25 protein-coding genes are annotated in these 22,853 nt (G+C 64.3%); 6 read left to right on the top strand and 19 right to left on the bottom strand.

Annotated elements, in window-relative coordinates:
- Positions 1-36 precede the first annotated feature (36 nt).
- Positions 37-585, top strand: coding sequence for a thioredoxin family protein (locus tag AB0C34_RS01720; protein WP_357066418.1), 549 nt, complete (start codon positions 37-39; stop codon positions 583-585).
- Between the two features lie 155 nt (positions 586-740).
- On the opposite strand, the gene AB0C34_RS01715 is transcribed toward AB0C34_RS01720, so the two are convergent.
- A complete protein-coding gene (locus AB0C34_RS01715; RefSeq protein ID WP_357066415.1) occupies positions 741-1,727 on the bottom strand; it encodes a helix-turn-helix domain-containing protein in 987 nt (328 codons plus the stop codon).
- Positions 1,728-1,881: 154 nt separating this feature from the next.
- On the opposite strand from AB0C34_RS01715, the gene AB0C34_RS01710 reads away from it, so the two are divergent.
- Positions 1,882-2,331: a hypothetical protein gene (locus AB0C34_RS01710; protein ID WP_357066412.1), complete on the top strand. Its 450-nt coding sequence runs from the start codon at positions 1,882-1,884 to the stop codon at positions 2,329-2,331.
- 3 nt (positions 2,332-2,334) lie between these two features.
- On the opposite strand, the gene AB0C34_RS01705 is transcribed toward AB0C34_RS01710, so the two are convergent.
- From AB0C34_RS01705 to AB0C34_RS01690, 4 genes are all read right to left on the bottom strand, one after another.
- Entirely contained in the window at positions 2,335-3,246 is a 912-nt protein-coding gene (locus tag AB0C34_RS01705; protein WP_357066409.1) for a universal stress protein, read from the bottom strand.
- Positions 3,247-3,352: 106 nt separating this feature from the next.
- Positions 3,353-3,751: a hypothetical protein gene (locus AB0C34_RS01700; RefSeq protein WP_357066406.1), complete on the bottom strand. Its 399-nt coding sequence runs from the start codon at positions 3,749-3,751 to the stop codon at positions 3,353-3,355.
- A 45-nt stretch (positions 3,752-3,796) separates the two neighbouring features.
- Positions 3,797-4,585, bottom strand: a complete 789-nt coding sequence (locus AB0C34_RS01695; RefSeq protein ID WP_357066403.1) for a hypothetical protein — start codon at positions 4,583-4,585, stop codon at positions 3,797-3,799.
- A gap of 109 nt (positions 4,586-4,694) precedes the next feature.
- Complete coding sequence (locus AB0C34_RS01690; RefSeq protein ID WP_357066401.1) at positions 4,695-5,576, bottom strand: helix-turn-helix transcriptional regulator; 882 nt, start codon at positions 5,574-5,576, stop codon at positions 4,695-4,697.
- A 101-nt stretch (positions 5,577-5,677) separates the two neighbouring features.
- Between AB0C34_RS01690 and AB0C34_RS01685 the strand changes: the two genes are divergently transcribed.
- Positions 5,678-6,427, top strand: a complete 750-nt coding sequence (locus AB0C34_RS01685; protein WP_357066399.1) for an SDR family oxidoreductase — start codon at positions 5,678-5,680, stop codon at positions 6,425-6,427.
- Positions 6,428-6,532: 105 nt separating this feature from the next.
- Here the strand turns inward: AB0C34_RS01685 and AB0C34_RS01680 are convergent, their stop codons facing one another.
- Positions 6,533-7,822, bottom strand: a complete 1,290-nt coding sequence (locus tag AB0C34_RS01680; RefSeq protein ID WP_357066396.1) for a cytochrome P450 — start codon at positions 7,820-7,822, stop codon at positions 6,533-6,535.
- A 312-nt stretch (positions 7,823-8,134) separates the two neighbouring features.
- Entirely contained in the window at positions 8,135-9,307 is a 1,173-nt protein-coding gene (locus tag AB0C34_RS01675; protein WP_357066393.1) for an aminoglycoside phosphotransferase family protein, read from the bottom strand.
- 531 nt (positions 9,308-9,838) lie between these two features.
- Between AB0C34_RS01675 and AB0C34_RS01670 the strand changes: the two genes are divergently transcribed.
- Positions 9,839-10,381 (top strand): hypothetical protein, encoded by a 543-nt coding sequence (locus tag AB0C34_RS01670; protein ID WP_357066390.1) that lies wholly within the window; start codon positions 9,839-9,841, stop codon positions 10,379-10,381.
- Positions 10,382-10,437: 56 nt separating this feature from the next.
- Here AB0C34_RS01670 and AB0C34_RS01665 read toward each other — a convergent pair whose 3' ends face one another.
- From AB0C34_RS01665 to AB0C34_RS01650, 4 genes are all read right to left on the bottom strand, one after another.
- Entirely contained in the window at positions 10,438-11,700 is a 1,263-nt protein-coding gene (locus AB0C34_RS01665; RefSeq protein WP_357066388.1) for an MFS transporter, read from the bottom strand.
- Positions 11,697-11,906, bottom strand: coding sequence for a hypothetical protein (locus AB0C34_RS01660; protein WP_357066385.1), 210 nt, complete (start codon positions 11,904-11,906; stop codon positions 11,697-11,699). The genes AB0C34_RS01665 and AB0C34_RS01660 overlap by 4 nt, the downstream gene beginning before the upstream one ends.
- 165 nt (positions 11,907-12,071) lie before the next feature.
- Positions 12,072-14,303 (bottom strand): catalase/peroxidase HPI, encoded by a 2,232-nt coding sequence (katG, locus tag AB0C34_RS01655; protein ID WP_357066382.1) that lies wholly within the window; start codon positions 14,301-14,303, stop codon positions 12,072-12,074.
- A 43-nt stretch (positions 14,304-14,346) separates the two neighbouring features.
- Positions 14,347-14,790 carry a Fur family transcriptional regulator gene (locus AB0C34_RS01650; RefSeq protein WP_357066379.1) on the bottom strand — a complete coding sequence of 148 codons (444 nt, stop codon included), beginning with the start codon at positions 14,788-14,790 and terminating at the stop codon, positions 14,347-14,349.
- A gap of 742 nt (positions 14,791-15,532) precedes the next feature.
- On the opposite strand from AB0C34_RS01650, the gene AB0C34_RS01645 reads away from it, so the two are divergent.
- The gene (locus tag AB0C34_RS01645) at positions 15,533-15,763 is read left to right on the top strand and encodes a hypothetical protein (RefSeq protein ID WP_357066376.1); all 231 of its coding nucleotides are present in this window, start codon (positions 15,533-15,535) and stop codon (positions 15,761-15,763) included.
- Between the two features lie 475 nt (positions 15,764-16,238).
- Here the strand turns inward: AB0C34_RS01645 and AB0C34_RS01640 are convergent, their stop codons facing one another.
- The gene (locus tag AB0C34_RS01640) at positions 16,239-16,589 is read right to left on the bottom strand and encodes a hypothetical protein (RefSeq protein WP_357066374.1); all 351 of its coding nucleotides are present in this window, start codon (positions 16,587-16,589) and stop codon (positions 16,239-16,241) included.
- A 131-nt stretch (positions 16,590-16,720) separates the two neighbouring features.
- Here AB0C34_RS01640 and AB0C34_RS01635 point away from each other — a divergent pair, with 131 nt between their 5' ends.
- Positions 16,721-17,683 (top strand): XRE family transcriptional regulator, encoded by a 963-nt coding sequence (locus AB0C34_RS01635; protein WP_357066371.1) that lies wholly within the window; start codon positions 16,721-16,723, stop codon positions 17,681-17,683.
- Positions 17,684-17,685: 2 nt separating this feature from the next.
- On the opposite strand, the gene AB0C34_RS01630 is transcribed toward AB0C34_RS01635, so the two are convergent.
- The 7 genes from AB0C34_RS01630 to AB0C34_RS01600 all read right to left on the bottom strand — a co-directional run bounded on the left by AB0C34_RS01630 (position 17,686) and on the right by AB0C34_RS01600 (position 22,674).
- Entirely contained in the window at positions 17,686-18,375 is a 690-nt protein-coding gene (locus AB0C34_RS01630) for a CheR family methyltransferase (protein ID WP_357066368.1), read from the bottom strand.
- A gap of 129 nt (positions 18,376-18,504) precedes the next feature.
- The gene (locus tag AB0C34_RS01625; RefSeq protein WP_357066365.1) at positions 18,505-18,795 is read right to left on the bottom strand and encodes a hypothetical protein; all 291 of its coding nucleotides are present in this window, start codon (positions 18,793-18,795) and stop codon (positions 18,505-18,507) included.
- 1 nt (position 18,796) lies between these two features.
- Complete coding sequence (locus AB0C34_RS01620) at positions 18,797-19,261, bottom strand: hypothetical protein (RefSeq protein WP_357066362.1); 465 nt, start codon at positions 19,259-19,261, stop codon at positions 18,797-18,799.
- Positions 19,258-19,506, bottom strand: a complete 249-nt coding sequence (locus AB0C34_RS01615; RefSeq protein WP_357066359.1) for a hypothetical protein — start codon at positions 19,504-19,506, stop codon at positions 19,258-19,260. The genes AB0C34_RS01620 and AB0C34_RS01615 overlap by 4 nt, the downstream gene beginning before the upstream one ends.
- A 614-nt stretch (positions 19,507-20,120) precedes the next feature.
- Positions 20,121-20,501 (bottom strand): hypothetical protein, encoded by a 381-nt coding sequence (locus AB0C34_RS01610; RefSeq protein WP_357066356.1) that lies wholly within the window; start codon positions 20,499-20,501, stop codon positions 20,121-20,123.
- On the bottom strand, positions 20,501-20,803 hold the full coding sequence (locus AB0C34_RS01605) for a WhiB family transcriptional regulator (protein ID WP_357066353.1): 303 nt from the start codon (positions 20,801-20,803) through the stop codon (positions 20,501-20,503). Before AB0C34_RS01605 ends, AB0C34_RS01610 begins: the two co-directional genes overlap by 1 nt.
- Positions 20,800-22,674: a DUF3631 domain-containing protein gene (locus AB0C34_RS01600; protein ID WP_357066350.1), complete on the bottom strand. Its 1,875-nt coding sequence runs from the start codon at positions 22,672-22,674 to the stop codon at positions 20,800-20,802. The genes AB0C34_RS01605 and AB0C34_RS01600 overlap by 4 nt, the downstream gene beginning before the upstream one ends.
- Between the last annotated feature and the right edge of the window lie 179 nt (positions 22,675-22,853).

The raw sequence follows: 22,853 nt of genomic DNA, 5'->3' as shown, positions 1-22,853 counted from the left end.
CGCGATGTCGTCTTCGATCCCGACGGAAGGCACACCATGGCGTTCGAATCCCTCATGGTTCCCCTCGGCACCCCGATGCCCGACTTCGCCCTCCCCGACCTCGACCAGCGGATCTACTCCCGCGCCGACTACGAGGACGGGCCGGGGCTGCTGGTCGTCTTCGCGTGCAACCACTGTCCCTACGTCAAACACATCGAAGCGGCGCTCGGTGAGTTGGTCGACTCGATTCCATCCCTGCCAACGGTGGCGATCTGCACCAACGACGCGAGCGCATACCCGGACGACGCGCCCCTGCGGCTGCGCGACCAGGCGATCCGGGCAGGCTGGACCTTTCCTTATCTCGTCGACGAGTCCCAGCAGATCGGACGGGCCTTCCGCGCCTCGTGCACCCCGGATTTCTTCCTCTTCGATGCTGATCTGAAACTCGCTTACCGCGGCGCCTTCGACGAATCGACACCGGGCAATGGAAAACCGTTGAACGGCGATGACTTGCGCACCGCCATCGAAGCCGTGCTCGCGGGCCGACCGGCCCCGGAACCACAGCGGCCGAGTATGGGCTGCTCGATCAAATGGCGGGACGCCTGATTCGGTGGTGAACGCGTCGAGAACACGTCAGATCCGCCGGCTTCGAGCACCCGGACCGGCAGCGACAACGCACCCTCCTCGTCGAATTCCAGCCGCACTCCGCGCCCGACCAGCAGCCGCGAATCGGCGGAGGCGGCGTGATCGCCGTGCGAGTTTTACTCCGTTCGATCGGACAACACATGCCGCTCGTTGGTACGCACCGGACCGGCGAAGGCCGCCCGGTAACTATGCGGACTGGTGCCGACCACCCGTTTGAACCGGCCGCGGAACGCGGTCGGTGAGCCGAATCCGACCTGACCAGCGATCCGATCGACCGGGTGACCGGTGGACTCGAGCAGGTGCTGGGCCTGCCTGATCCGCGCCCGGAGCAGCCACTGCAAGGGCGTGGTCCCGGTGTGCTCGCGGAAGCGACGGTTGAGCGTGCGGGTACTCATCCCGGCATATGTGGCGATGTCGTCGAGGGTCAGATTCTTCGCGGAGTTGTCTTGTATCCACCGCAGGACAGGTTCCAGCGCGCAGCCACGCGGGGTCGGCGGCTGGTCGTGCACGATGAATTGTGCCTGCCCCCCTTCCCTTTCGAGCGGGACAACGGACAATCTGGCGGCGTGGGCGGCGACAGCCGAGCCGTAGTCGCGGCGAATCATGGACAGGCACATGTCGATTCCTGCCGCGGCACCCGCGGAGGTGAGTAACTGCCCGTTGTCTACGAACAGCACATTCGGGTCGACTCGAACGGCGGGATAGCGGGCGGCGAGTTCCGCCGCGGCGACCCAGTGCGTGGTCGCGCGATGACCATCCAGTAATCCGGTGGCGGCCAGGACGAACGCCCCGGAGCAAATGGACGCGATGCGGGTGCCCGCCGCCGCGGCGCGCAACAGCACGGTGACCACCTCATCCGGCACTCGCCGGCCCGGGTCCGCGCAACCGGGCACGATGATGGTGTCCGCATCGGCCAACGCCTCGAGTCCGTACGGCGGCCGTAGCGTGAACATCCCGGCGTCGACCGTCGGCGCGGCTCCACAGACCCGGACTCGATACGCCGGGCTGCCATCGGGAAGCGGCGTGCGGCCGAACACCTCGGCCGGCGTGGCCAAATCGAAAGCGATCACCTGATCCAACGCGAGGACGGCCACGGTATGCATGGCAAGAGATTAGTCATGCATTCGATTCCAGCCAATCGCATCGACCTTGTTCCGCGCCAGGTGGCCCCTGGTCGTACCGCATGGCGAGAATCTACCGATGTGTGGCAATTCTGCCTGTTCCTCGTACGTGCCTCGCTGGCTAGTCTCGAGCGCTGTGACTAAGTTCCTGCTCTCGGTCCATGTGCTGGCCGTAATCATCGCCGTCGGTCCGGTGACGGTGGCGGCGAGCATGTTTCCCGCCACCACTCGGCGCGCACACACCGCGCCCGACCACCGCGCAGCCGTCCTCGGCACGCTGCACCGCATCTGCCGGGTCTATGGTCTGATCGGCCTACTCGTTCCGGTGTTCGGCCTGCTCACCGCGCTCAGCCTGGGCGTGCTCGGCGATACCTGGCTCATAGTGTCGATCGGCTTGACCGCGGCCGCGGCGGGTGTGCTCGCGCTGCTCGTCGTGCCCGGCCAACGGAAGATCCTCGCCGACCCAGCCGGAACGACCCCGACGCTGATCCGGCGGCTCGCCATGGACACCGGGGTGTTCAATCTGCTGTGGGCAGTCGTTACCGTCCTGATGATCGTCCGGCCCGGATCGACGACCGGCGCGTGAGGATCACTCGGCGAGCACACGCTCCGGGCCGCGCACCGCATGCACATCGCGGACGATCATGATCGGACAGTCCACCGATATCAGCAGCGCCTGACTGGTCGAGCCTCGCAGCAAACTGGCGAATCCACCGCGACCCCGGCAGCCGACGACGAGCAATTGCGCGTGCGCAGAGCGTTCGAGGAGATAATGCTCCGGGCGGTCGGTCACGATCTCGCGCTGGATCTCGACATCGGGGAAGCGTTCCTGCCACCCCGCCAGGCTCTCTGCCAACACGATCTGCTTCGCCGGGTCGACCTCGCCGCCCGGCACCGCGGGCAGTTCGACGCCGGTCCACGCATGCAACGCGAGCAGCCGCACGCCCCGCACCGACGCCTCGACCAGCGCCGACTCGATTGCCGGTGCACTGACTTCGGTGCCGTCCACGCCGACCACGATCGGCAGCCACCTGGCTTCCGCCGCAATCGGCGTGGCGTCGCGGACCACGACCACCGGGCAGTGCGCCCGCCGTGCCAGCACGGCACTGACCGAACCGAGCAGGGCCCGACGCACGGTGCCCCGCTCGCGGGTGCCGACCGCCATCATGCGTGCTCCGACGGTGCGATCCAGCAGCGCCGGGCCGACCGCCTGGTGCGCGACTTCGGCGGTGATGTCGATGTCGCGCAGCGCACGGACCACGGTGCGCGCCTGCTCCCTGGCGGTGTCCAGCACCCAGCGGCCGTACTCCTCCAGCCGGGCGTAGTCGGTACCGGTGAGCGGTTCGGTGATCCCGGGCCCATAGTCGGCGGTGGGGTCGAGGACGTGGACGAGATGCAGGCGCGCGTGGTGCAGTGCCGCACTCCGGGCGGCCCACGCGACCGCCGCCGTCGATCCGGCGGACCCGTTCACACCGACCATGATCGGCCCGTTGCTCCGCATGATCGCCACCTCCCAGGATGAAGGTCGAGTTCAGCACGCCGCCGCCACCGACACTACCGGCGCGCGGGCGGCAAAAGTCGTCGCCGAACGGTGACCACGCGGTCCGTCAGCCGTCGAAGACGGCGCAGGCGTAGCCCAGGTGCATGCCGTTGCCGACCTGTATATCGATACTCGCCACCGCCGACCCGTCCGGCTCCTGGATCGCGCTGACGGTGTGCGCGCCCGGGGCGGCGGGCACCCAGTCGATCAGGGCGACGCCACCGGAGGGCCGCACCATGCCGAAGGGAACGCCGTTGTCGTAGAAGACGACCGGCGAGACGGCATCGGTGACGGCGGCGCGCGCGGTGTACGTGCAGCCCGACCCGTAGTTCGTCGCCGACCCGAAATTGACGCCGGGATACATCCCCACCTGTGTGACCGTGCCTCGCGTCGTCGGCGCGGCACCCATCATGACGGCCACGGCCGCCCCGAACACCGCCGCTACCGCACCCACTCGCATCGTCATACCCATGGTCCTATCCGTCATGAGTCGGTGTCCGTCCTAGGGCCCTCATTCGGTGCGGTCGGAGCCCGACGGTGGCTGCGAAAACTTGACACGCAAACGCCGCTGTCGGTGACCGGCGGCTGGGCGCTGCCGAGCCCACTCGGCGAGAACAACCAGCGCCGACAACACCGCCAAGGCGCCTTCGAGCCAGGCCGTAGTGGTGAGGCTGGCGCTGGAGTACTGGACCTGCCGAAGTCCCGGCACCGGGTAACTGCCGTTGCCGGAGGCCCACCTGATGACCATCCCGATCTGGTTGCCCACATCTCGCGGGTTTCCGTACCCGACCATGCGCTTGATCGCGGACAATTTCGTGTTCATCTGGACCAGCGCGCCAACCACGAAAAACGCAGGGGCCACAGCGGAACCCATTGCCACGCGGGACAGCACATCGCTGCGCGCTTGGAGATTGATCACCACGGCGAAGACGTTGATTGCGATGGCAACACTGGCGAGGACGGCCCACGTGCCGTTGATATTCGCGGGAGGAGGCGGCGACGCCGACCACAGGTTCGTAAGGCCACTGCTGACGTAGAGTCGTCCGAAGGCGTTGGCAGTGATCTTGCCGGTACGGCCGATAGCGACAACCCACGGCTGGAACAACAGGAAGAATACGACTATGTTCACGCCCGCGGTGAACAGGTAGGCCTCACTCCCCCGGAACGAAGCGGGAAGCGGCGAGATCAAGGCCCGGATCTTCACGACTTCGGCCGCGCGTCGTGAAACACCTTCGCTAGGACTGGGAGGATCGGTCGGCCGGTCTCGCTTGTCTGCTTGTCCGGGAGTCGGCTCTACCACCAGCTCATTTTAAAGAGTCGGCTGACTACAGTTTCCGATCCGAGCCCACCTCCGGTGGGAAGTTCGCACCGCGGTCTTCATGCTAAGCCTTACCTCGGGAGATCGCCGCTCAACCCTTTCGCTTCGCGACACGGGGCGGCCCGGCTGCACGGCGCTCGTCGGAGACCCTGTCGCCCGCGATCAGACTGCCGAGCAGCGCGAGCGACCGCTCGGAGGCCGAGCCGGGCTCGGCATGGTAGGCGATGAGCAGCTGGCCTGGCGCGCCGTTCACCGCGAACGTCTCGTAGGACAGTGTCAGTTCGCCGACCATCGGGTTGCGGAAGCGTTTGGTCCCCGCCGTCTTCATCCGAACGTCGTGGCGCGCCCACAACTGTCGGAATTGCTCGCTCTTGAGCGACAGTTCTCCGACCAGTTCGGTGAGTCGAGGGTCATCCAGATCAGTGCCCGCGGTCGCCCGCAGACTGGCCACGGTGTCGGCCGCGACGTTCGGCCAATCCGGGTAGAGGTCGCGCGCCTCGGCATCGAGGAAGACCATGCGCACCTGGTTCACGCCGGGAACCGAGCACGAGTTGACCGCCTCGGCCAAGGGGTTCGCCGCCAGCACATCGAGGTATTTGCCGAGTACCAGTGCGGGGGTGTGCGACCACGCGTCCAGCAGCCCCCGCAGCCCCGCCCCGACCCGTTCGGGCCGACGCGGCGTCCTCGGCCGCCGGACCGCCGGTCGCGCCAGCTCCCGCAGATGTGCCGTGCCCTCCTCGTCGAGCGCGAACACCCGCGCCAGCGCCACGATGACCTGCTCGGACGGGTGCTTGTCGCGGCCCTGCTCCAAGCGCACGTAGTAGTCGGCGCTCACGCCCGCGAGCAGCGCGATCTCCTCACGGCGCAACCCGGCGACACGGCGCTGACCGCCGCCGGACATGCCGAAGTTCTCCGGTCGGGCCAGCTCGCGGCGCGCCCGCAAGAAAGCGCCCAGTCGATTGTCGGCGTCCATGGTCCGAGCGTAGGTGAGTATTGCCGCACCTGGGTGGCCCCGGGACTACCAGGAAGTCCGCGGCCTGGCAGGCCTCGGTCCCGAGGACGAGCATTGTGGGCATGACAAACAACCTGACCGGCCGCGTCGCGGTCATTACCGGAGCATCGAGTGGAATTGGCGCCGCCACCGCGCGGCAACTCGCCCGCAACGGCGCCAAGGTGGCCCTGCTGGGCAGGCGTAAGGATCGCGTCGAAGAACTCGCCGCGGAGATCGGCGGCGACACACTCGCGGTGGTCTCCGACGTCGGCAACCAGCATTCCGTGCGTGACGCCGCCGCCACGGTGCGCGCGGCGTTCGGCCCCGTCGACGTGGTCGTCGCGAACGCGGGCGTGATGCTCGCCGCGCCATTCGAGTCCGCGCTCACCGACGAGTGGGACGAGATGGTCGGTACCAATATCAACGGATTGCTCTACACCGGACGAGCGTTCATCGACGATCTGCTCGCGGTGGCGGCCGAGGGCAGACCGGCCGATCTGGTACTGATCGGATCGGTCGGCGGGCACACGATCTTCCCCAATTACGCGGTGTACGGCGCTACGAAGGCCGCGGTCGCCCATCTGACCCGCAATCTGCGCGCCGAATTCGGACCGCGCGGTGTCCGGGTGAAGAATGTCGAACCCGGCTTCGTCGGCACCGAACTCGGCGCGGGTATGCAGGACGAGCAACAGCGCGCCGGGCTCGACCAATGGCGCACAGAGATCGAGATCCTCGAACCCGGCGATATCGCCGACGCGGTCGCCTACGCCGTCGCCGCGCCGAAACGGGTCAACATCGCCGAGTTGATCATCGTCCCGACCCAGCAGGGCTGATCACGTTTCAGGTGCTGGTTGCGCCGCCGCCCGGTGGATGACGGACCCGCCGCGGTTCCGCGCCCCGCATGGAGCGCGGCACCGCGGCGATCGTCCGGTAGCGGATTACGACGCCAGGTCCGTCCCGGTGGCCGACTCACCGCTCGCATTCATGGGAAAGGAGGGCGGAAATACGACCGGCAGCGCCGTCAAGGCTCGATGGAATGGCCCCGGCCGCCAGGTCGGTGCGCCGTTGGGCAGGTCCAGCCGCATCTCCGGCAAGGCATCGAGCAGCTGGTCGATCGCGTCCTGGGCGATCAGGTAGGAAAGGGATTGCGCGGGGCAGGCGTGTGGTCCGAGGCCCCACGCCAGATGCGAGCGATTGCCCGTCTGCTCCTCGGCTCGGATCGCCGGATCGTTGTTGCAGGCGGCCATGCTGATCACAACCGGCTGATGCGCGGGCAACCAGACGCCATCGATGAGGATCGGCTGCCGAGGGTAGGTGATCAGGAGGTTCGCCAGCGGCGGGTCGTTGAACAAGACATCGTCCAGGGCGTCGCGGGTGGACAAGTTCCCACCCATCACACTGTCACCGAATCGCTCGTCGGTGAGGATCAGCAGCAGCGTGTTGACGATCAGATTCAGCTGGAACTCGATCCCGGTGCCGTAGACCTGTGACACATGGTGGGACGCCTCCACGTCATCCAGCTCGGACGGGTGCTGCAACAGGACCGACGTGATGTCGCTGCGGGGTTCGGCCCGTTTCAGCGTCACCAATTTCATCAGTGCCTCGCCGAGCAGCTGGTTGCCTTTTTCGGCGTCGACACCTTCGAGCAAGGCGGCCGTACCGGCGGCCACCTGCTGCCCGATCTCGGGCGTGCAGCCGAGCAAGGAATTGACGACTTCGAACACCAGCGGGAACACATACTGGACAATCAGATCGGCACTGCCGTCCTGACAGAAGTTGTTGATCAGTGGGACGGCGATCTGCTCCACGATGCCATGCAGCGCATACAGATCGACTTCGTTGATGCTCGCGGTAATGGCCTGCCGGTAGCGCGCGAAGTCCGCTCCGGTGCTTCTGCTCGCCATGGGCCGCCACTCCAAAAGTGGAAGGATGGGGCAGTCGGCGGGGATGTTCTTCTGCCAGGAGCGCGGATCGGCGGGAAAATGTTCCGGATCGTTGAGGATCCGCACTGCGGTGTTGTAGCCGATGACCAACGTGGCCGGTACGCCGGGTGACAGTTCCACCGGCGCTAAAGAGCCGTACCGCCTTCGCATTTCATGATAGGCGCGGTGTGGATCGGCGGCGAATTCCGGCAAGTGCAGCGGCACTCCCGGGTCATCGGAATCGATCGGTGAGCCGTGGACGACCGGACAGACCTGCGCCTGTACTCGGGACTGCGGCGTACTCAAGAGTGAAACTCCAGACTGTTTGTGTGCACTGCGGGTGGTTACCACGGATTTCGTGCCGAGGCGCTGCTCCGCATGGGGAGCGCGTACCGGTTCCGGTCACAGCCGGGCGGCGGTACAGCACCGATTCGATATCGAAAGCCCGCTGCGCGCAACACTATATCGATTTTCCCGGCCGGGCCGGGCCGAGCGAGTATGCGGTGGTCTTCGTGGTTGCACCGACCGCGAACCGTCTCGAAGTCCGCTCGATCCGGGAGCAGCACCCGGCGGGACCGGGTGCTGCTGCCGACAGTGAGCGAACTGTACGACGGTTCGTCAGACGCCAAGTGCCCCCAGCGAATCATGGTCATCCAGGGCGGTGGTGATGCGCTTCAACAGTGTCAAACAGGTCTCCACCGACTGCATCTTGGGTTGATACACCGCTCGGCCGATCGTGAATGCCCACGCCGCGTAGGCGAACATGGACTGCTGCCGATAGGCCAACCAGGCGTCGTCGAAGGACGGCACCTCGCCGCCGAAGTGACCCAACTCGTCCAGGTAGGCCGCCAACAGCTCACGGTCCCACGCGCGGCGGTCCTCGGGCTCGCATCCGGAGTTGACGGTATAGGCGAAATCGTGGGCCCAGCCGCCGCGCATCACCACCTGCCAGTCGACGTACCCCATCCGCCCGTCGCCGGTCACATAGGTTTGCCCGATGTGCGGGTCGCCGTGCAGCAGGGTTGGGGGGATGTCGGTGGTCGCCAGGTCCAGAGCCCGTTCGACACCTGCCCACAACCGGTCGCTCTGGCCGTGCAAGCTCTCCGGAACGACCTCTTCGGCCCGCTGCAAGCCGACCGCGCAGCGGGTTTTCATGTCGATCGCGGCGAGGTACGCCTGAAGCATCTCGTTCGGGGTATTGAGTACCGCGATCGACGGGTGCTCCCAAAACGTACCGTGCAGCCGGGCGAGATTGCGCACCAGATCTTCGATCTGGTCGCGGGCGATGGGAGCGTTCGGCTCGATGAATACGGCGCCACGGGTCGCGGCGATGTCCTCCATCAGCGCAATGGACCGCCACGACGACGGATCGGCGGCACCCCAGTAGCCGAGCGGGGCCTCCATGTCGACTTCAGGGCGAAAGTCCCGGAAAAATCGGGTTTCACCGTCGATCATCTTTCCGCCACCGAGCAGGATGCGCTGACTGAAGGCCGTGGTCGTCTTCGCGAACAACTCCGTCGGCAATCCTGCCTGCGTACCGACGTCGTTGTACTCGACGCGAATCGCGACCCGCGTGGATGTGCCGTGACTGCCGTTGGACGTGTCGAACGAGACCACCTCGGCATCGGGGACATCGCGGCACAGCACAGCCGTCAGCCATTTGGTGGTGATCGTCTCGCCGGAAACCGGGACGTCATCGAGGGACTTCGCTTTCGGTCGGGTGATCTTCTCGCGCAGCACATGACCGCCGACCGTGGCGGACCGTCCGAGCAACCAGAGCTTGTGGTTCATTCGTTTGCCTCGATTCCGGAGAGTTACGAAAATATCCCGAGCAACTGTCCCGTTATGTGCAGGTGCCGAAGCACAGTACCCGATGGGTACGGATCATGTTGTAGGACAATAATTTTGCTCGATTTGGCACCAACCGGTCTGCGGCAGAACAGATGTCGGGCGGCAGTTCGGCGGCGCCGTCGGGCGAGTCGATCGCGAACCACCCGACCGGAGTCGACGGCCGAGCCCCTGCTCGACCGAGAGCGAGATCATCTCCTGGGTCGTCCGCAACCCGTGCGGCCGCCACCACAGAGACCGGCTCGGACAGTGCCGACACCAGCAGCCGGCTCTGCGCTGCGGGAGGATCGGCCGGGGCGGGCGCCGCGGAGAATCCGGCGACGATACGGATGCGAAGGCTCCGCCGCGCTCCTAGACTTGGTAGCTGCGGCACGGTCGACCGTCGAAGCGCCATAGCACCTCGGCGATCGGCGTATATCGAAGTCCCGATCCAGCAAGGGCCGGATTATCCAGCCCTGTTATGGAGGAGGCTGGATGCCCGATTCGCCTCATCGGAAAGTCTGCCTGATCGGCGAGGGTTGTCTCTGCCCCACCGTCACGGTGTTCATGGCCCCGGAGCCGCTGATCCCCGGCGGCAACATACTGCACCTGCTCGAACAGGCGCCGGTCGTCGACGACACGAACACACCGAGCCCCGATCGCGAGCTGATCGAACTGGTCCAGTTCGAGCGGACGCCGGTCGATCCACCGCGGTTATTGCACGCCGAGATCCAGGCATTCTTGTCCGGCCGCCCCGACCCGCACCAGGTGCACGCCATCCTGCACGACCATCACATCACTGACGCCGCACCAGAAGGCCTGGACATCGGCGATCCCGCCGAACTGACGCGGCTGGCGCTGCTCCCTGAGCGGTCCATCGGCTTCCGCCGCATCGATGACTTCCAGGCGGACGCAACCTGCCGCGCCATGCTCGCGGTTTATCGCTACTTCGAGGTCGACCAGCGAATTCGGCTTATTTATCACGGCTTCGCCGACCCCGCCATCGGCTGGTTCGCACTGCGCACCGCGATCGCCTGAGCCGCTTCCCGCGACAATCGACGCCGGCGCCCGCCGAGTGGTCGAGGCCCGGCTGGTCAGTGCGCATCCAGTGCCCGCCTTCCGGTGACCGGACCCCACACGGCCACGATCGCGATCAGCGCCAGCATCGCCACGGTGATCACCGTGAAGACCAGAGCGGGACCATTCGGCCCCGCCAGCAATGGCAGCAGGACGAACGGCAGAACAGCCGTGCTGGCCTTGGACAGTGCGTAGGTCGCGCCGGCCGCGGTCCCCCGCACACTGGTCGGAAATGATTCGGGCAGATAAGCGTGCATCGCATCGGAGAACACATTGCTCGCCATGGTGTACAGCGCACCCGAAATCATGATCAACAGCGCGCTGGCGCCAAACCCGAACAGCAGCCCGAACACCGCCATCGACCCCGCGGAAGCCATGAACAGATACTTGCGCTCGCACCGTTCCATCAGCGGTATCGCCAACAGCGAACCCAGCGGATAACCGAGATAGCTGACCGCCAGATAGGCGAGTGAGGTCACGACTGTGAAACCCTTGTGATCCAGTACCAGCACGGCCAGGGTGCCGAAGCCGTAGTAACCGAAAACCTCCAGAATCATGACCGCGGCGAACAGCGCCGTCCGCGACCGGTGCGGCGGCCGCACGATCGCGCTGAACGGGGGCGCTTGCCTCTGCTCCCGCTTGCGAGCCAGCCAGTGCGGCGACTCCGGCATCGTCCGCCGCGCCACAACCACCAGCGCCGCGCCGAGACCGCCGAGCACGAACAGCCACCGCCAGCCGTCGAAACCCAAGGGCCGCAACGGAACCAGCCATTTCGCGAGGAAGCCCACGGACGGCACGGCCAAGAAGCCGATGGTATAGGCGATGGCGATCATGCGGCCGCGAACCTGCGGTGGGACGACCTCCGACAGATAGGTGTCGGACACCGTCATCTCCGCGCCGATGCCGAGGCCGGCCGCGAACCTGGTCGCCATCAGGACGGTGATATTCGGGCTGAAGGCGCCGAGCAGGGTGAATCCCGAATACAGTGCGACGTTCAGCAAGAACATGCGGCGCCGCCCGAACAGGTCGGACAGGCGACCGATCACCAGCGCGCCGAGGAACTGACCGGCGAAGGCCGAGCCGAGGATTCCGCCGAGTTGAAAAGTGGACAGCTGCAACTGAGACTTCAGCACGCCGGTGATGGTCCCGGCCAGAAACAGCTCATAGAGATCGAAGAACAAGCCCGCACCCACGAGGACGACAAGTTTGCGGTGGATAGGCCGCACGGGAAGCTCATCGAGCCGCAGACCCTCGCGGCCGCGATCGACTGCTGTCGTCATCTGGTCATGCTCCTGATACGGCGATGCGCGGCGATCAGCCACACCGGATATCCCGTCGGCGCGCTGACGATCAAGGTGGGCAACAGCACTGTACTCGCCGGTACCGAAATATGTTGCCGGGCGGCCGATTGCGTCGTCCCCTCGCGCCGGGAGTTGGACACCACGCCGCGACCCGACCCGCGGTCGATACCGCGCTTCCGTCCCACCGGCTGGTCGCCTTGTGTGCTCGGCAGGAGGCCACTGTGCCGCAGCGAGTTCGGCGGCGAGCACGCTCACCCCACCAGGACGTGCCAAACCCCGCGAACTATGACGGTTCGCGGGGTGGCGCACCGTGTCGATGATCGGCCGCCGGGCCGGTCATCGTGCCTGGATCAGGCGAGGTCGAACCGGTCGAGGTTCATTACCTTGACCCATGCGGTGATGAAGTCCTCGACGAACTTCTGCTTCGAGTCGTCGGTCGCGTAGACCTCCGCGATAGCCCGCAGCTGCGAGTTCGACCCGAAAACCAGGTCGACGCGGCTGCCGGACCACTCGACCGCACCGGTCGCGCGATTCGCGCCCTCGTAGGTCCCCTCGTCGGAGGGCGCCGGAGCCCACTTCGTGCCCATGTCGAGCAGGTTCACGAAGAAGTCGTTGGTCAACGACTCGGGCGTCGAGGTGAACACGCCCAACGGCGACTGCTTGTGGTTCGCGCCCAGCACCCGCAGGCCACCGACGAGGACCGTCATCTCCGGCGCGCTCAGGGTCAGCAGGTTCGCCTTGTCGATCAGCAGGTACTCAGCCGGCAGCTGGTTGCCCTTGCCGAGGTAGTTGCGGAAGCCGTCGGCATTCGGCTCGAGCGCCGAGAAGGATTCCACATCGGTCTGTTCCTGCGTGGCATCCGTGCGTCCCGGCGTGAATGGCACCTCGACGTCGTACCCGGCGTTCTTCGCGGCCTGCTCGACCGCCGCACACCCGCCCAACACGACGAGATCGGCGAACGACACCCTCGTGTTCCCGGTTTGCGCGGAGTTGAAGGATTCCTGGATTCCCTCCAGGGTCCGCACCACCTGGGCGAGTTCGTCGGGAGAGTTGACTTCCCATCCGCGCTGTGGCTCGAGACGAACACGTCCGCCGTTGGCGCCACCACGTTTGTCGCTGCCGCGGAACGACGAGGCGGCCGCCCACGCGGTGGAGACGAGTTGCGGGACGGTCAGATCCGACGACAAGATCCGGCTCTTCAAACCGGCGATGTCGTCGGCACCGATGAGGTCGTGCGCTACCGCGGGGACCGGGTCCTGCCACAGCAACGTCTCATTCGGGACGAGCGGGCCCAGGTAGCGAACGACCGGGCCCATATCGCGGTGGGTCAGCTTGTACCACGCCTTGGCGAACTCGTCCGCGAACTCGTCGGGGTGGTCGAGCCAGCGCCGGGTGATCTGTTCGTAGACCGGGTCGACCCGCAGCGAAAGGTCCGTTGTCAGCATCACCGGGGTGTGAGTCTTGGACGAGTCGTGGGCATCGGGCACCGTACCCACCCCGGCACCGTCCTTCGGGACCCACTGCCACGCGCCAGCGGGGCTCTTGGTCTTCTCCCACTCGTAGCCATACAAGGTCTCGAGGAAGCTGTTGTCCCACGACCGCGGAGTAGCTGTCCACGCGCCTTCGAGCCCGCTGGTGATCGCGTCCTTGCCGACGCCGGTGCCGAAAGAGTTCTTCCAGCCGAGACCCTGTTCCTCCAGCGGGGCCGCCTCGGGCTCCGGGCCGACATGGTCGGCGGGGCCGGCGCCGTGTGTCTTGCCGAAGGTGTGGCCGCCGGCGATGAGCGCCGCGGTCTCGACATCGTTCATGGCCATGCGATGGAACGTCTCACGGATGTCGGTAGCGGCCGCGAGGGGGTCCGGATTGCCGTTGGGGCCCTCCGGGTTCACGTAGATCAGACCCATCTGGACTGCCGCCAGGGGCGCCTCGAGGTCCCGGTTGCCGGTGTAGCGCTCGTCGCCGAGCCAGGTCTGCTCCGGCCCCCAGTAGACGTCCTCCTCGGGCTCCCACTGGTCAACCCGGCCCCCGCCGAAGCCGAAGGTGGTGAAGCCCATCGATTCCAGCGCGCAGTTGCCGGCGAAGACGATCAGGTCGGCCCACGAGAGTTTCTTGCCGTACTTCTGTTTGACCGGCCAGAGCAGGCGGCGCGCCTTGTCCAGGCTCGCGTTGTCTGGCCAGCTGTTGAGTGGCGCGAACCGCTGCATCCCGGCCCCGGCACCGCCGCGGCCGTCGTTGATGCGGTAGGTGCCCGCGGCATGCCAAGCCATCCGAATGAAGAACGGACCGTAATGGCCGTAATCGGCGGGCCACCACTCCTGTGACGTCGTCATCACGTCCTCGATGTCCTGCCGCACCGCGGCCAGATCGAGGGTCTTGAATTCCGCGGCGTAGTCGAAGTCCGCGCCCATGGGATTGGCCACGGCGGGGTTCTTCTGGAGGATCTTCAGATTGATCTGATTCGGCCACCAGTCACGGACACCGCCACCCTCGGTCGGATACTTGAGGCGACCTGACGCGACGGGGCAACCGCTCTCGGCGGGTTGCGTGTTCGCTTCTCCGATGGGTGGGTGTTCCTCAGGCACGGCAATTCCTTTCGGGAGTTATGAGCAGTGAATCGGGCTGCGATCACGGATGTGATCGTGACGTATGTGATGTAGAACAGTCGGGGCACAGACCCCAGTAGATGACCTCGGCCTCGTCGAGGACGAAACCGTTGTCGTCCGACGCGGTCAGGCAGGGCGCTTCGCCCACGGCACAGTCGATGTCGACGATGGCGCCGCACGAACGGCACACGAGGTGGTGATGGTTGTCCCCGACGCGCGTTTCGTAGCGCGCCACCGAACCCATCGGCTGGATCCGCCGGAGCAGACCCGCGGCGGTCAGTGCGCGTAGCACGTCGTACACGGCCTGGTGGGACACCGTACCGAGCGTCTCGCGCACGAGACTGAGGATCGAGTCCGTATCCGAGTGCGGATGGTCATGTACCACGTTCAGCACGGCTAACCGTGGTGCCGTCACACGCAGAGCAGCCCCGCGTAACATGCGCTCGAATTCCGAAATCGTGGACATGTTCATAAGTATGACTCATTCAAGTCTCAAGTGTGCGGGTTCGAAGAAATCCGTTCCACCGAGCGACACGGGCACGATTTGCCCAGGTCGCGGTGCTGACATCCCGGTTGCTCGCTGAGCGGAGTGTTATGGCTGCCGGTCTGTCGCGTGATGACCACCATTCGACTGTGTTCAAAGGAGAAGCTTTTTCGGACCGAGCGCCAGAGAAGTTGACCGCGAGATCTGCGGGTTCGCCGTTGCCGGTGTGAAGTCGGTCGAAACCACGAGAAGTACTGGCCACCAACGCGATCACCGACATCAGCCGCGAGACACTACGCAAGATCCTCAACGCCGAGGGTGTGTCGTGGCAGGCCACCAAGACCTGGAAAAGGGTAGCGACCACGGAGTTCACCGTGAAAACGGACCGCATCCTGAACAACGACTATCCGTTTGTCGCCGAGCGAGAGATTCGCGTGGACGAGTTCGAGCCACTCGACCTGCAACCACGTGCTGGTCGCGGCTGGTTCCCGCGACAAACCCAAAAGGTCGGTGCCTCGACCAGACACGTGGTGGCGCTGCCGTCCCGGTCGGTCACTGAACACAATGTCGCTGAGCGCAGTGTTATGGCTGCCGTTGCGCCTCGGATCCGCATCCTCAGCGGTCGCAGGAATTCCCGCGAGCGTGCAGCGGACCGCGCACACCGAACGGGCCTCCACCAGCCAGCAGCGGAGACCGGCACGCCCGACGCAATCAGGCCAGACCTATGCCCGACCAACCGGAGGACACCCTGCTCGGCATCGCCACACCCGACCTGATCCTTGGCGCTGCCGATCGGATCAGGCGCTGGATCTGCCGACCGACGACGGGCACCGAAACGGTTCGCGCGCCAACTACTGCCGAAGTCACCGCGGGCGCGCTGGCCCGGCGCGCGACACTACGTCATCGCCGAGAACTTCTCCCCCGCACAAGTAGGCCGAGTACACGCCCGGGCTGACGCCAACGACGAGGAACCGGGTTTCTGCCGGCCAACCGGTCATGGTCGAGCTGGATCGAGCCCGAATCCGCGGCAGTGCTTACTCCGCGTCCAACAGCACCGACCACCACAGCCACGACAAACAAGACGCCGCGATCGACGCCTACATCCACCAGCACAACCAAACACGCCCAACCCCAACGCGAGTTCGCCGTCACCTCCGAACCGATTACCTACTTGATGTCGCATGACGCGCACCAGTACCGATTCGGTAGACCCAGCACAGGAAAATGCCCCTCACCTGACTATCCGGTGAGGGGCCTTCTTGTGGAGCTGCCGGGAATCGAACCCGTTCTGCACACGTGGCAGGGGGGCAAAATACCGGTCTACCAGCAAAAACACATCACCGCGATTCACGGTAGATCACCATGTTTCATGGGCAATTGTGGGCAAAATGTGGGTGGCAATTCCCGGTGCTCATCACCGAGGTTGCCCACTACACCCCATCGAGATCGGCGGGCGCCTGGTCGGTAGCCCATCGGGCATAGGTCTGCTCGGGGGTCACGGTGATCACATCGGCCACAGCCACGAGTTCCGCAGGAACTACAGCCCATGACGGGTCGAAATGATGTCCGCTGGGCACGATTACAGCGTCGACGTCGAGACGGGTAACAACCACTCGCAATCGGTAGATCGGATCGGCGGTGCGCTCGTTGAACACGATGGTCTTACGCAGGTCGTAGCCGAGCCGCTTCGCTACAGAACGGATCTGATGCTCGTCCCACTGCTGCCGCACGCCGGAGATGTCACAGCGTACGTACCCGATCGCACCAGGCCTTGATGTCATGAGTTCCCCTCTGCTCGGGTGGTAAGCGCCCGACGCCGGGGATTGCCGCTTCGGGGCGTCGTCCCGGCGTCGGGGCTACGGGAAAGTGTGTTCCGCCGGCACCCTTCGGTGAGCAGGCTTAGTGTTTGCCTGTGTTTACCGATTCGGGGGTGACCGGCGAGCTACTGCGCGAGCTGCGCACAATCGCCGATATCGGCCTGCGACGCATGGCAAGCAAAACTTGCTTCACCGCCGGATATCTATCGCTGATCGAGACCGGACAGCGACCTGTGACGGGAGCGGTGCTCGACGCGTACAGGTCGATACTGTCTGACCCCGTTCTGGGCATGGAATCCGTTGACCTGGAACGACTCGGCGCGACTGTAGGCGACCCGTCCAGCGCGGGCCGTGCAGGACTGGAAGACCTCTCAGCGATCCTGGATCGCACGCGACATCTAGAGGACATTGTCGGGGCCGCGTCCGTCGTGCAGCTGGTTCGCGGCATGGATACGACAGCTCGCACCCTGGCGCGTCATCGCGCAGGCGGTACCGCATCGGCCAGCCTCGCATCCGAAGTCGCGCGATACAGAGGATGGCTGGAACACGCCACGCACCGAGCACGCCTCGCCGACCGCGTACTCAGCGACGCCGCCGTGCTTGCCGATGACGGCAATGATCCGTCACAGCTCGCACATGCGCACAGCTTCCGGGCATACACGGCGCGTCACAACGGCGACCTACAGCGCGCTGTAGACCTCACAGAGTCGGCGATAGCCGTCACCCGAGCCCATCCGATCCTCGGCGTCTATGACCGCTTTCAACGCGCCGAACTGCTCGCGTTGCAAGGAGACCGGCGCCGAGCAGCACGAGCGCTACACCACGCCGATGCGGCAGCGGCAGCAACGGAAGGGATCGACCTACCCGCATTCGGATACTGGTACACGCCGGGCTTCTGGGGCCTCGAACGCGGCGTGGTGCTCGCAGCGATGGGGCGCACTTCAGACGCAATACGGGAGGCCGAGACCGGATACGCGGTACTGCCAGGGGGTCACAAGGGCACCGATTGGGCACGCTCGATGCTTACCCAGATCGACCCGGACATGAGCGCGCCCTGAAGCTATGGGGCCGAGCCTTGCCCGGCGTGGCGCTCTGCGTACAGCGGATCGAAGGCGGGGGCGAGCGTGAGTCGGGCAAGACGCTGCTCGGCGTCGGAGAAGGGGCGTCCGTAGATATGGGTTCCGAGTTTCGGCGCTGTTTCTGCTATTTCGTTCCAATGAACGGTGCGCGTGAGGATCACGCCATCGGCGGGTAGCGCGTCGCGAAGTTTTCCTACCAGGAAGATCCGGTTTCGTGGCTGAATATGGTGCCAAAGATTACGGATCGCGAACACGTCGGCGGATTCGATGCCCTCACCGGGTAGCAATACTGGCCCAGGTGTGAATTGGATCAGGCCGCGAACGTCCTCACGAATACCGAGACGCTTGTCGTCATCAACGGGCACGAAGTATTCGCGGAAGTGTTCAGGAAGCCGCTCCATTTTGAAATCAACGTCAATCTCGGACTTCAAGTACTGTCCACGCATGGCGGCTTTGTGATGCTCCGCATGTCCATCATGGGCAATGACTTTCACATCGGATATTCCAGCGTAGATCAAGTGCATAGCCATAGTGAAAGGTTCCGCGCCGTTGTGGCACGCTCCAGCAATAATCTTTACCGGGCGATTCATGGCGCGAATAAGCTCGATGGCCTGCGTGAACCTCTGAGGATAGGCACCGAAACCGGTGACTTCCCATCGCATGTCTCGCATAAGTCTTCTTCCTTGGATTTGCCGCCCAGGAAGTGTGGCACGTCCCCCCAGCGAGAATGGAGTAAGGCACCGGGGAAAACACTTCCTGGGCGGCAGGACCGGAGATGGCACTCTCCGGAAGGGGATCGCCTACGACGTGGTAGGCGACGATTCAACTTCGAAACCGACGCCCCTGGCTTCGAGTTCGGCAAGGCGGGCGCGTACGTAGCTGAGCATCAAGTTCAGCTGTGCATTGTCCGGCTCTCCAAGGAATTGCTTGGGAGGACCGGCGAGTGCGCGGACTATCACAGCTTCGGCTCGCTTGGCTGTGGCAAGCCGCTCCCGATCTACCTCGGTCCGGCTGATACCGAACACTCCTGTGCGCCCCATGCTCCGGGCAACGCCGAATTGCTCTGCGGCAAGTTCTCGCGGTGTCAGCATTTCAGTTGCCATCCTTCATTTTCACGGGAGCATAGGTACGCTTCCGGCCACCCCGGACTTCCACAGCCCCGACTCGTAGTGCGTCAGCCAGTCGCTTGGCCTTATCGGTGCCACGGCGAGCAATCGCGTTCGCGGTCTGCTCCCGGCACTGCTCCTCGCCGATACCTCGAATGGTGAATCGATTGTGGCGACGCGCTTGCTCCATCTCCGCCTCTACTAGTGCCATCATCCTGGCGTGTTTCGCAATAAGGGCGCGCCCTTCTTCGGTATCAGCGAGACTGCTGCGTACCGGGCCGCAATTATCGTCGATATCGAAGCTTCCGGGAACGTCCTTGTCGAGAAACAAACCATCGAAATCATCGGCGAACCCCCCGGCGGCCTGCGCAATATTCGCTCGTGCCTGACGCGTCGATATCGGAGGGCGACTGACACCACGGAGATTCATATCAGTAACTCGCTGAATCATTGCTTCACGCCTCCCTCGATAAAGGCACGGCGGAGTGCGATGGAGTCGCTACGTGCCGCTTCCAGCCGCTTGAGCGCCTGGTCTTGCCGCTGAAAGGTCAACTCGTTGACGTGAAGATGCCTACGCCCCTCCTTGTCGAGGGATTCGTGCGCGCTCCAATTCTCGGGCTTCATCAACTCGCGATATTCCCGCTCCGCAGCGTCGACGCGCTCTTCTGACTCGATCAGGTCCTTAATCTTGATCATTTGGTAAATCTCTCTTCCTACTGCGCGCCGCACCACGGGCACGTTGTGTCGTCGGGATCGAGCAGGCCCGGCTGCCACCATTTACGCGCTCGTGCCGGTTTTGTGGAAGCGCCCAAGCCCCGATAGGGGCGATCTACATTGCACACCGCACATGGCACCCATTCAGGAGTAGTCCATTTGCGGCCCGGCATTTCCATAGTCACGCCTCGCGCCCTTTCAGCCCCAGGTGGTTATGGTTCGGGAGTCGGGACGTACTGCGCCCCCGTTCGGCACGGAGCTGGGCAAGCTTGCTGGGCTTCGCCTCGGGCTTAGGTGGGATGCCGTGGCGTTGAACATCCTTCAGCGCCGATAAATACGCGCCAACTAGCCGAGCGCTTGGTTCGCCCTGTGATCCGTCGACCTGATCAGCGAGCGTGCGCGCCAATTCGGCCAATGCGGGGGTCACAGTCAGTGCCTCTAGGGACTTCTCCAGCGCTTCCCGGTGTATTCCGCGTCGATTCGTCCGATTTCGTCTGATCTCGGCCATTCTAGGGGCTCCTTTCTGCGTGTTCTGACCGGCGCCGACCCCTGGCGAAATCGGCGAGGAGGGAAATTTTTCCTGCCTGGCGGACGTGTCAGGGCCAAGGGCCTTTGAACTTCGCATCCACTCCTCCCTTCCTATTCGCCGCGTATTCCGCGACCACTGCCCGATCGAATACCCATGCCTTGCCTACGAGCTGCCCGTCCAAGTCTTTGGCGATATAACGGACCCGTCGTTGCGAGCATCCGAGCATTCGTGCCACCTCGGCAGAACCGATTGATTCTGATTTCAATTCTGAAAGACTCGGCGTCAACGGAGTTCCCGTGTCGGAACCACTGAGCAATTCGAGTTCGATGGCAAGCCGTGCATCCATTCGCCGCAATACATCGGGCACCGGCCCGTAATGCTGCCGATGTCGGATCATTTCACTTACGACGTAACGGAGCATTCGAGCGTCGTCGATATCGAGAAACATCAGACGCTCTTTCGAAGATCGGTCGGCATACGCAAAAGACCCGCCCATATTCCTTGTGCGTCCACACCTAGCCGCCCTGCGGTGGCGGAACATTCGATGCGTACTGGACAGCGGGCACATACCCCCCTCCCCCTCCACCAACGTGCTTCCTGATTTTCGGGGGATTCACCGAAAATCTCGTAGTCGAACAATGGGGCCATGCCTACGCAGGCCGCATCGACCAGTTGAGGGCTGACGAGATTTGCGATCGGAGGTGCGACCTTGGGCCACTGCTTCTTGGGGCGCCGATAGCGAGACGTCATGCCGCACCGCCGTCGACGAAGCGCGCCTGTGGTCGACCGCCCCGGCAGATGTGACTGAAACCATCTTCGAGACGACCGCAATGCGGGCAGGCATCTGGGTCGACCGTGCCGTCTCCGCCGCTAGGGTGTCCGAAGGTGTCCAGACCCGTCTCTATGCCGTCTGAGCTGGGGTTTTGATGGGACGCCTTTCTATTTATGGACGCCTTCAAGGTGTCCGGGGATTCAAAGGCGTCCGAACGTTCTTGCTGGTCAGGGCCATTTGGACGCCTTTGGGCACCTTCGGACGGGGCAGCGGCGGACAAGTAGCGCTCAAAGGCGTCACGGAAGTCTTCGCGCCGGTAGCCGCGTTCGGTCTTGGCCGTGTTGTGGCCCGTCTTGATTCCGTATTCCCTCAGCCGGTGCCCCAACTTCGAGGGGTTGAACTCGAAGGCGCTCCAGGGTGACTCTTCGACGCCCCAGAGAGCCGTACACAGCTCTGCCGATTTCATGAACGGCTTTTTCGACTTCGCAAAGATGTCACGAATATCGGACAGCAACCTCGTGTTCAGCGACGCCGCTTCGTCAACCTCGGCCGCATTGGTGACCATGCCCCTGGCCGCATTGCGCGCCAGAGCTGGCCACTGTCCGCCTGCCATGTCCGCGACAGAAATCAGCGGTTCCCATACGTCGGCAGCACGGTCTTCGACTCCGAGGTCTTCCGGTTCATAGCCGGTCAGTTTCTCGCGGACGGTATCTGCCCATTCGGCGATTCGACCACGCAGATTTTCGAGCGCTGGTCGGTCACGTCGAGTTCTATATGGAGCAACTACTTCGGAAGGTTTCCGGCGACGCATCTCGATTATGACCGCGCGGTCCTCGATGGTGTCCGGCAGTCGTCCGATACCGGCGAGTGCGGCCATGGCGAACGTTTCGAACTCAGTCGGCTGATGGTTCGGGCCGACTGTCCGGCCGAACGGTAGCCCGCGCTGGAACCCCGCATTGAGCAGTCCGCGCAGATCCTCGTTCTGCTCTGCCACCTTCTTCGATCCGAAGATGGTGTCCACCTCATCGAACATCAGCGTTGGCGGTGGGTCTGCGTCCAGTGACCGGAAGATGTAGGCCACGGTGGCGTTCACCGCGCGCAGTGGTGAATATGCCAGAGCATCAAGTATTTCCAGTACACGGGACTTGCCTGAGCGTTTCTCTGGCGATCGGAGCACCAGACGGGGCGCGTACTCGAAACAGCCGGTCAGATGGGTTGTCACCGCCCATAAGACGACGGCAATCGTTGCGTGCTCCGTGGGGAGCACGCAATATTTCAATAGCGCGGTGCGAATGTCATCCAGTAGCGCTGCCCCGTCGATAGGAGCTTTCGCGGGCAAAGTCCAGTCGCCCACGATCACTAAATCGCCGATATCGTGGCCAGCCGCAATGTGGTCGGCTAAATCCTTGCCGTCTCTGGCCTTAGCGACCGTGACCGAGGCGGCAATGCCCGCAAGATGCTTAGCAACCAGGGACGCTCTCCGCATACCCACGGTGTCGTCGTCCGCGACAACCACCACCGGTCGCCCCTTCAGCATCGACCAGTCAGCCCGCGCGGGGTCCATTTTTGCGCCTTGAGCCTGACTCACCGCGAAGGCCCCGATTGACTGCGCGGCGAGCACGCACTTCTCGCCTTCGACCACGGCCACCGGCACACCGAGGCTGGTAGGCAAATGGTCCGACCCGAACAGCGCAGTCCCCTGCTTGTTCCCGGACTGAAAGAAGGTCTTCTTACCATCGTCGCGGTATCGGCGCTCGACCACCCGACCATCCGGATACTGGTAATTCGTGCGCGGGCTATCAAACAGGTCTGCCTTGCTTAGCCCTATATCGGTAAGCACCTGGTCCATGTCGCCGTTGTGGCAGTAGACCAGCACCCCATCCGACGACCTACGGAACGTCGTACCCCTATCCGCACTGCTGTGTCCTGGTGTCGACGCCGCGCCGTGGTCGCCTTTGTCGTCTACCGTGCACCCGTACTCGCGCAAGGCATTTACGAGCCGGTCATAGGCTGCGCAAGGCGCACTAG

The sequence above is a fragment of the Nocardia sp. NPDC049220 genome (assembly GCF_040647855.1).
Classification (GTDB): domain Bacteria; phylum Actinomycetota; class Actinomycetes; order Mycobacteriales; family Mycobacteriaceae; genus Nocardia.
Note: the sequence above shows the minus strand (reverse complement) of the source record. Positions and strands in the feature narration are given on the sequence as shown.

Coding starts and splice junctions, on each gene's coding strand:
- AB0C34_RS01670 (WP_357066390.1), top strand. CDS start 9,839: ATGCCCGATTCGCCTCATCGGAAAGTCTGCCTGATCGGCGAGGGTTGT.
- AB0C34_RS01700 (WP_357066406.1), bottom strand. CDS start 3,751: ATGACGATGCGAGTGGGTGCGGTAGCGGCGGTGTTCGGGGCGGCCGTG.
- AB0C34_RS01610 (WP_357066356.1), bottom strand. CDS start 20,501: ATGTTTCTCGATATCGACGACGCTCGAATGCTCCGTTACGTCGTAAGT.
- AB0C34_RS01605 (WP_357066353.1), bottom strand. CDS start 20,803: ATGACGTCTCGCTATCGGCGCCCCAAGAAGCAGTGGCCCAAGGTCGCA.
- AB0C34_RS01645 (WP_357066376.1), top strand. CDS start 15,533: ATGCCCGACCAACCGGAGGACACCCTGCTCGGCATCGCCACACCCGAC.
- AB0C34_RS01640 (WP_357066374.1), bottom strand. CDS start 16,589: ATGACATCAAGGCCTGGTGCGATCGGGTACGTACGCTGTGACATCTCC.
- AB0C34_RS01650 (WP_357066379.1), bottom strand. CDS start 14,790: ATGTCCACGATTTCGGAATTCGAGCGCATGTTACGCGGGGCTGCTCTG.
- AB0C34_RS01600 (WP_357066350.1), bottom strand. CDS start 22,674: ATGGACCAGGTGCTTACCGATATAGGGCTAAGCAAGGCAGACCTGTTT.
- AB0C34_RS01630 (WP_357066368.1), bottom strand. CDS start 18,375: ATGCGAGACATGCGATGGGAAGTCACCGGTTTCGGTGCCTATCCTCAG.
- AB0C34_RS01715 (WP_357066415.1), bottom strand. CDS start 1,727: ATGCATACCGTGGCCGTCCTCGCGTTGGATCAGGTGATCGCTTTCGAT.
- AB0C34_RS01675 (WP_357066393.1), bottom strand. CDS start 9,307: ATGAACCACAAGCTCTGGTTGCTCGGACGGTCCGCCACGGTCGGCGGT.
- AB0C34_RS01620 (WP_357066362.1), bottom strand. CDS start 19,261: ATGATTCAGCGAGTTACTGATATGAATCTCCGTGGTGTCAGTCGCCCT.
- AB0C34_RS01685 (WP_357066399.1), top strand. CDS start 5,678: ATGACAAACAACCTGACCGGCCGCGTCGCGGTCATTACCGGAGCATCG.
- AB0C34_RS01625 (WP_357066365.1), bottom strand. CDS start 18,795: ATGCTGACACCGCGAGAACTTGCCGCAGAGCAATTCGGCGTTGCCCGG.
- AB0C34_RS01690 (WP_357066401.1), bottom strand. CDS start 5,576: ATGGACGCCGACAATCGACTGGGCGCTTTCTTGCGGGCGCGCCGCGAG.
- AB0C34_RS01705 (WP_357066409.1), bottom strand. CDS start 3,246: ATGCGGAGCAACGGGCCGATCATGGTCGGTGTGAACGGGTCCGCCGGA.
- AB0C34_RS01665 (WP_357066388.1), bottom strand. CDS start 11,700: ATGACGACAGCAGTCGATCGCGGCCGCGAGGGTCTGCGGCTCGATGAG.
- AB0C34_RS01615 (WP_357066359.1), bottom strand. CDS start 19,506: ATGATCAAGATTAAGGACCTGATCGAGTCAGAAGAGCGCGTCGACGCT.
- AB0C34_RS01720 (WP_357066418.1), top strand. CDS start 37: ATGGCGTTCGAATCCCTCATGGTTCCCCTCGGCACCCCGATGCCCGAC.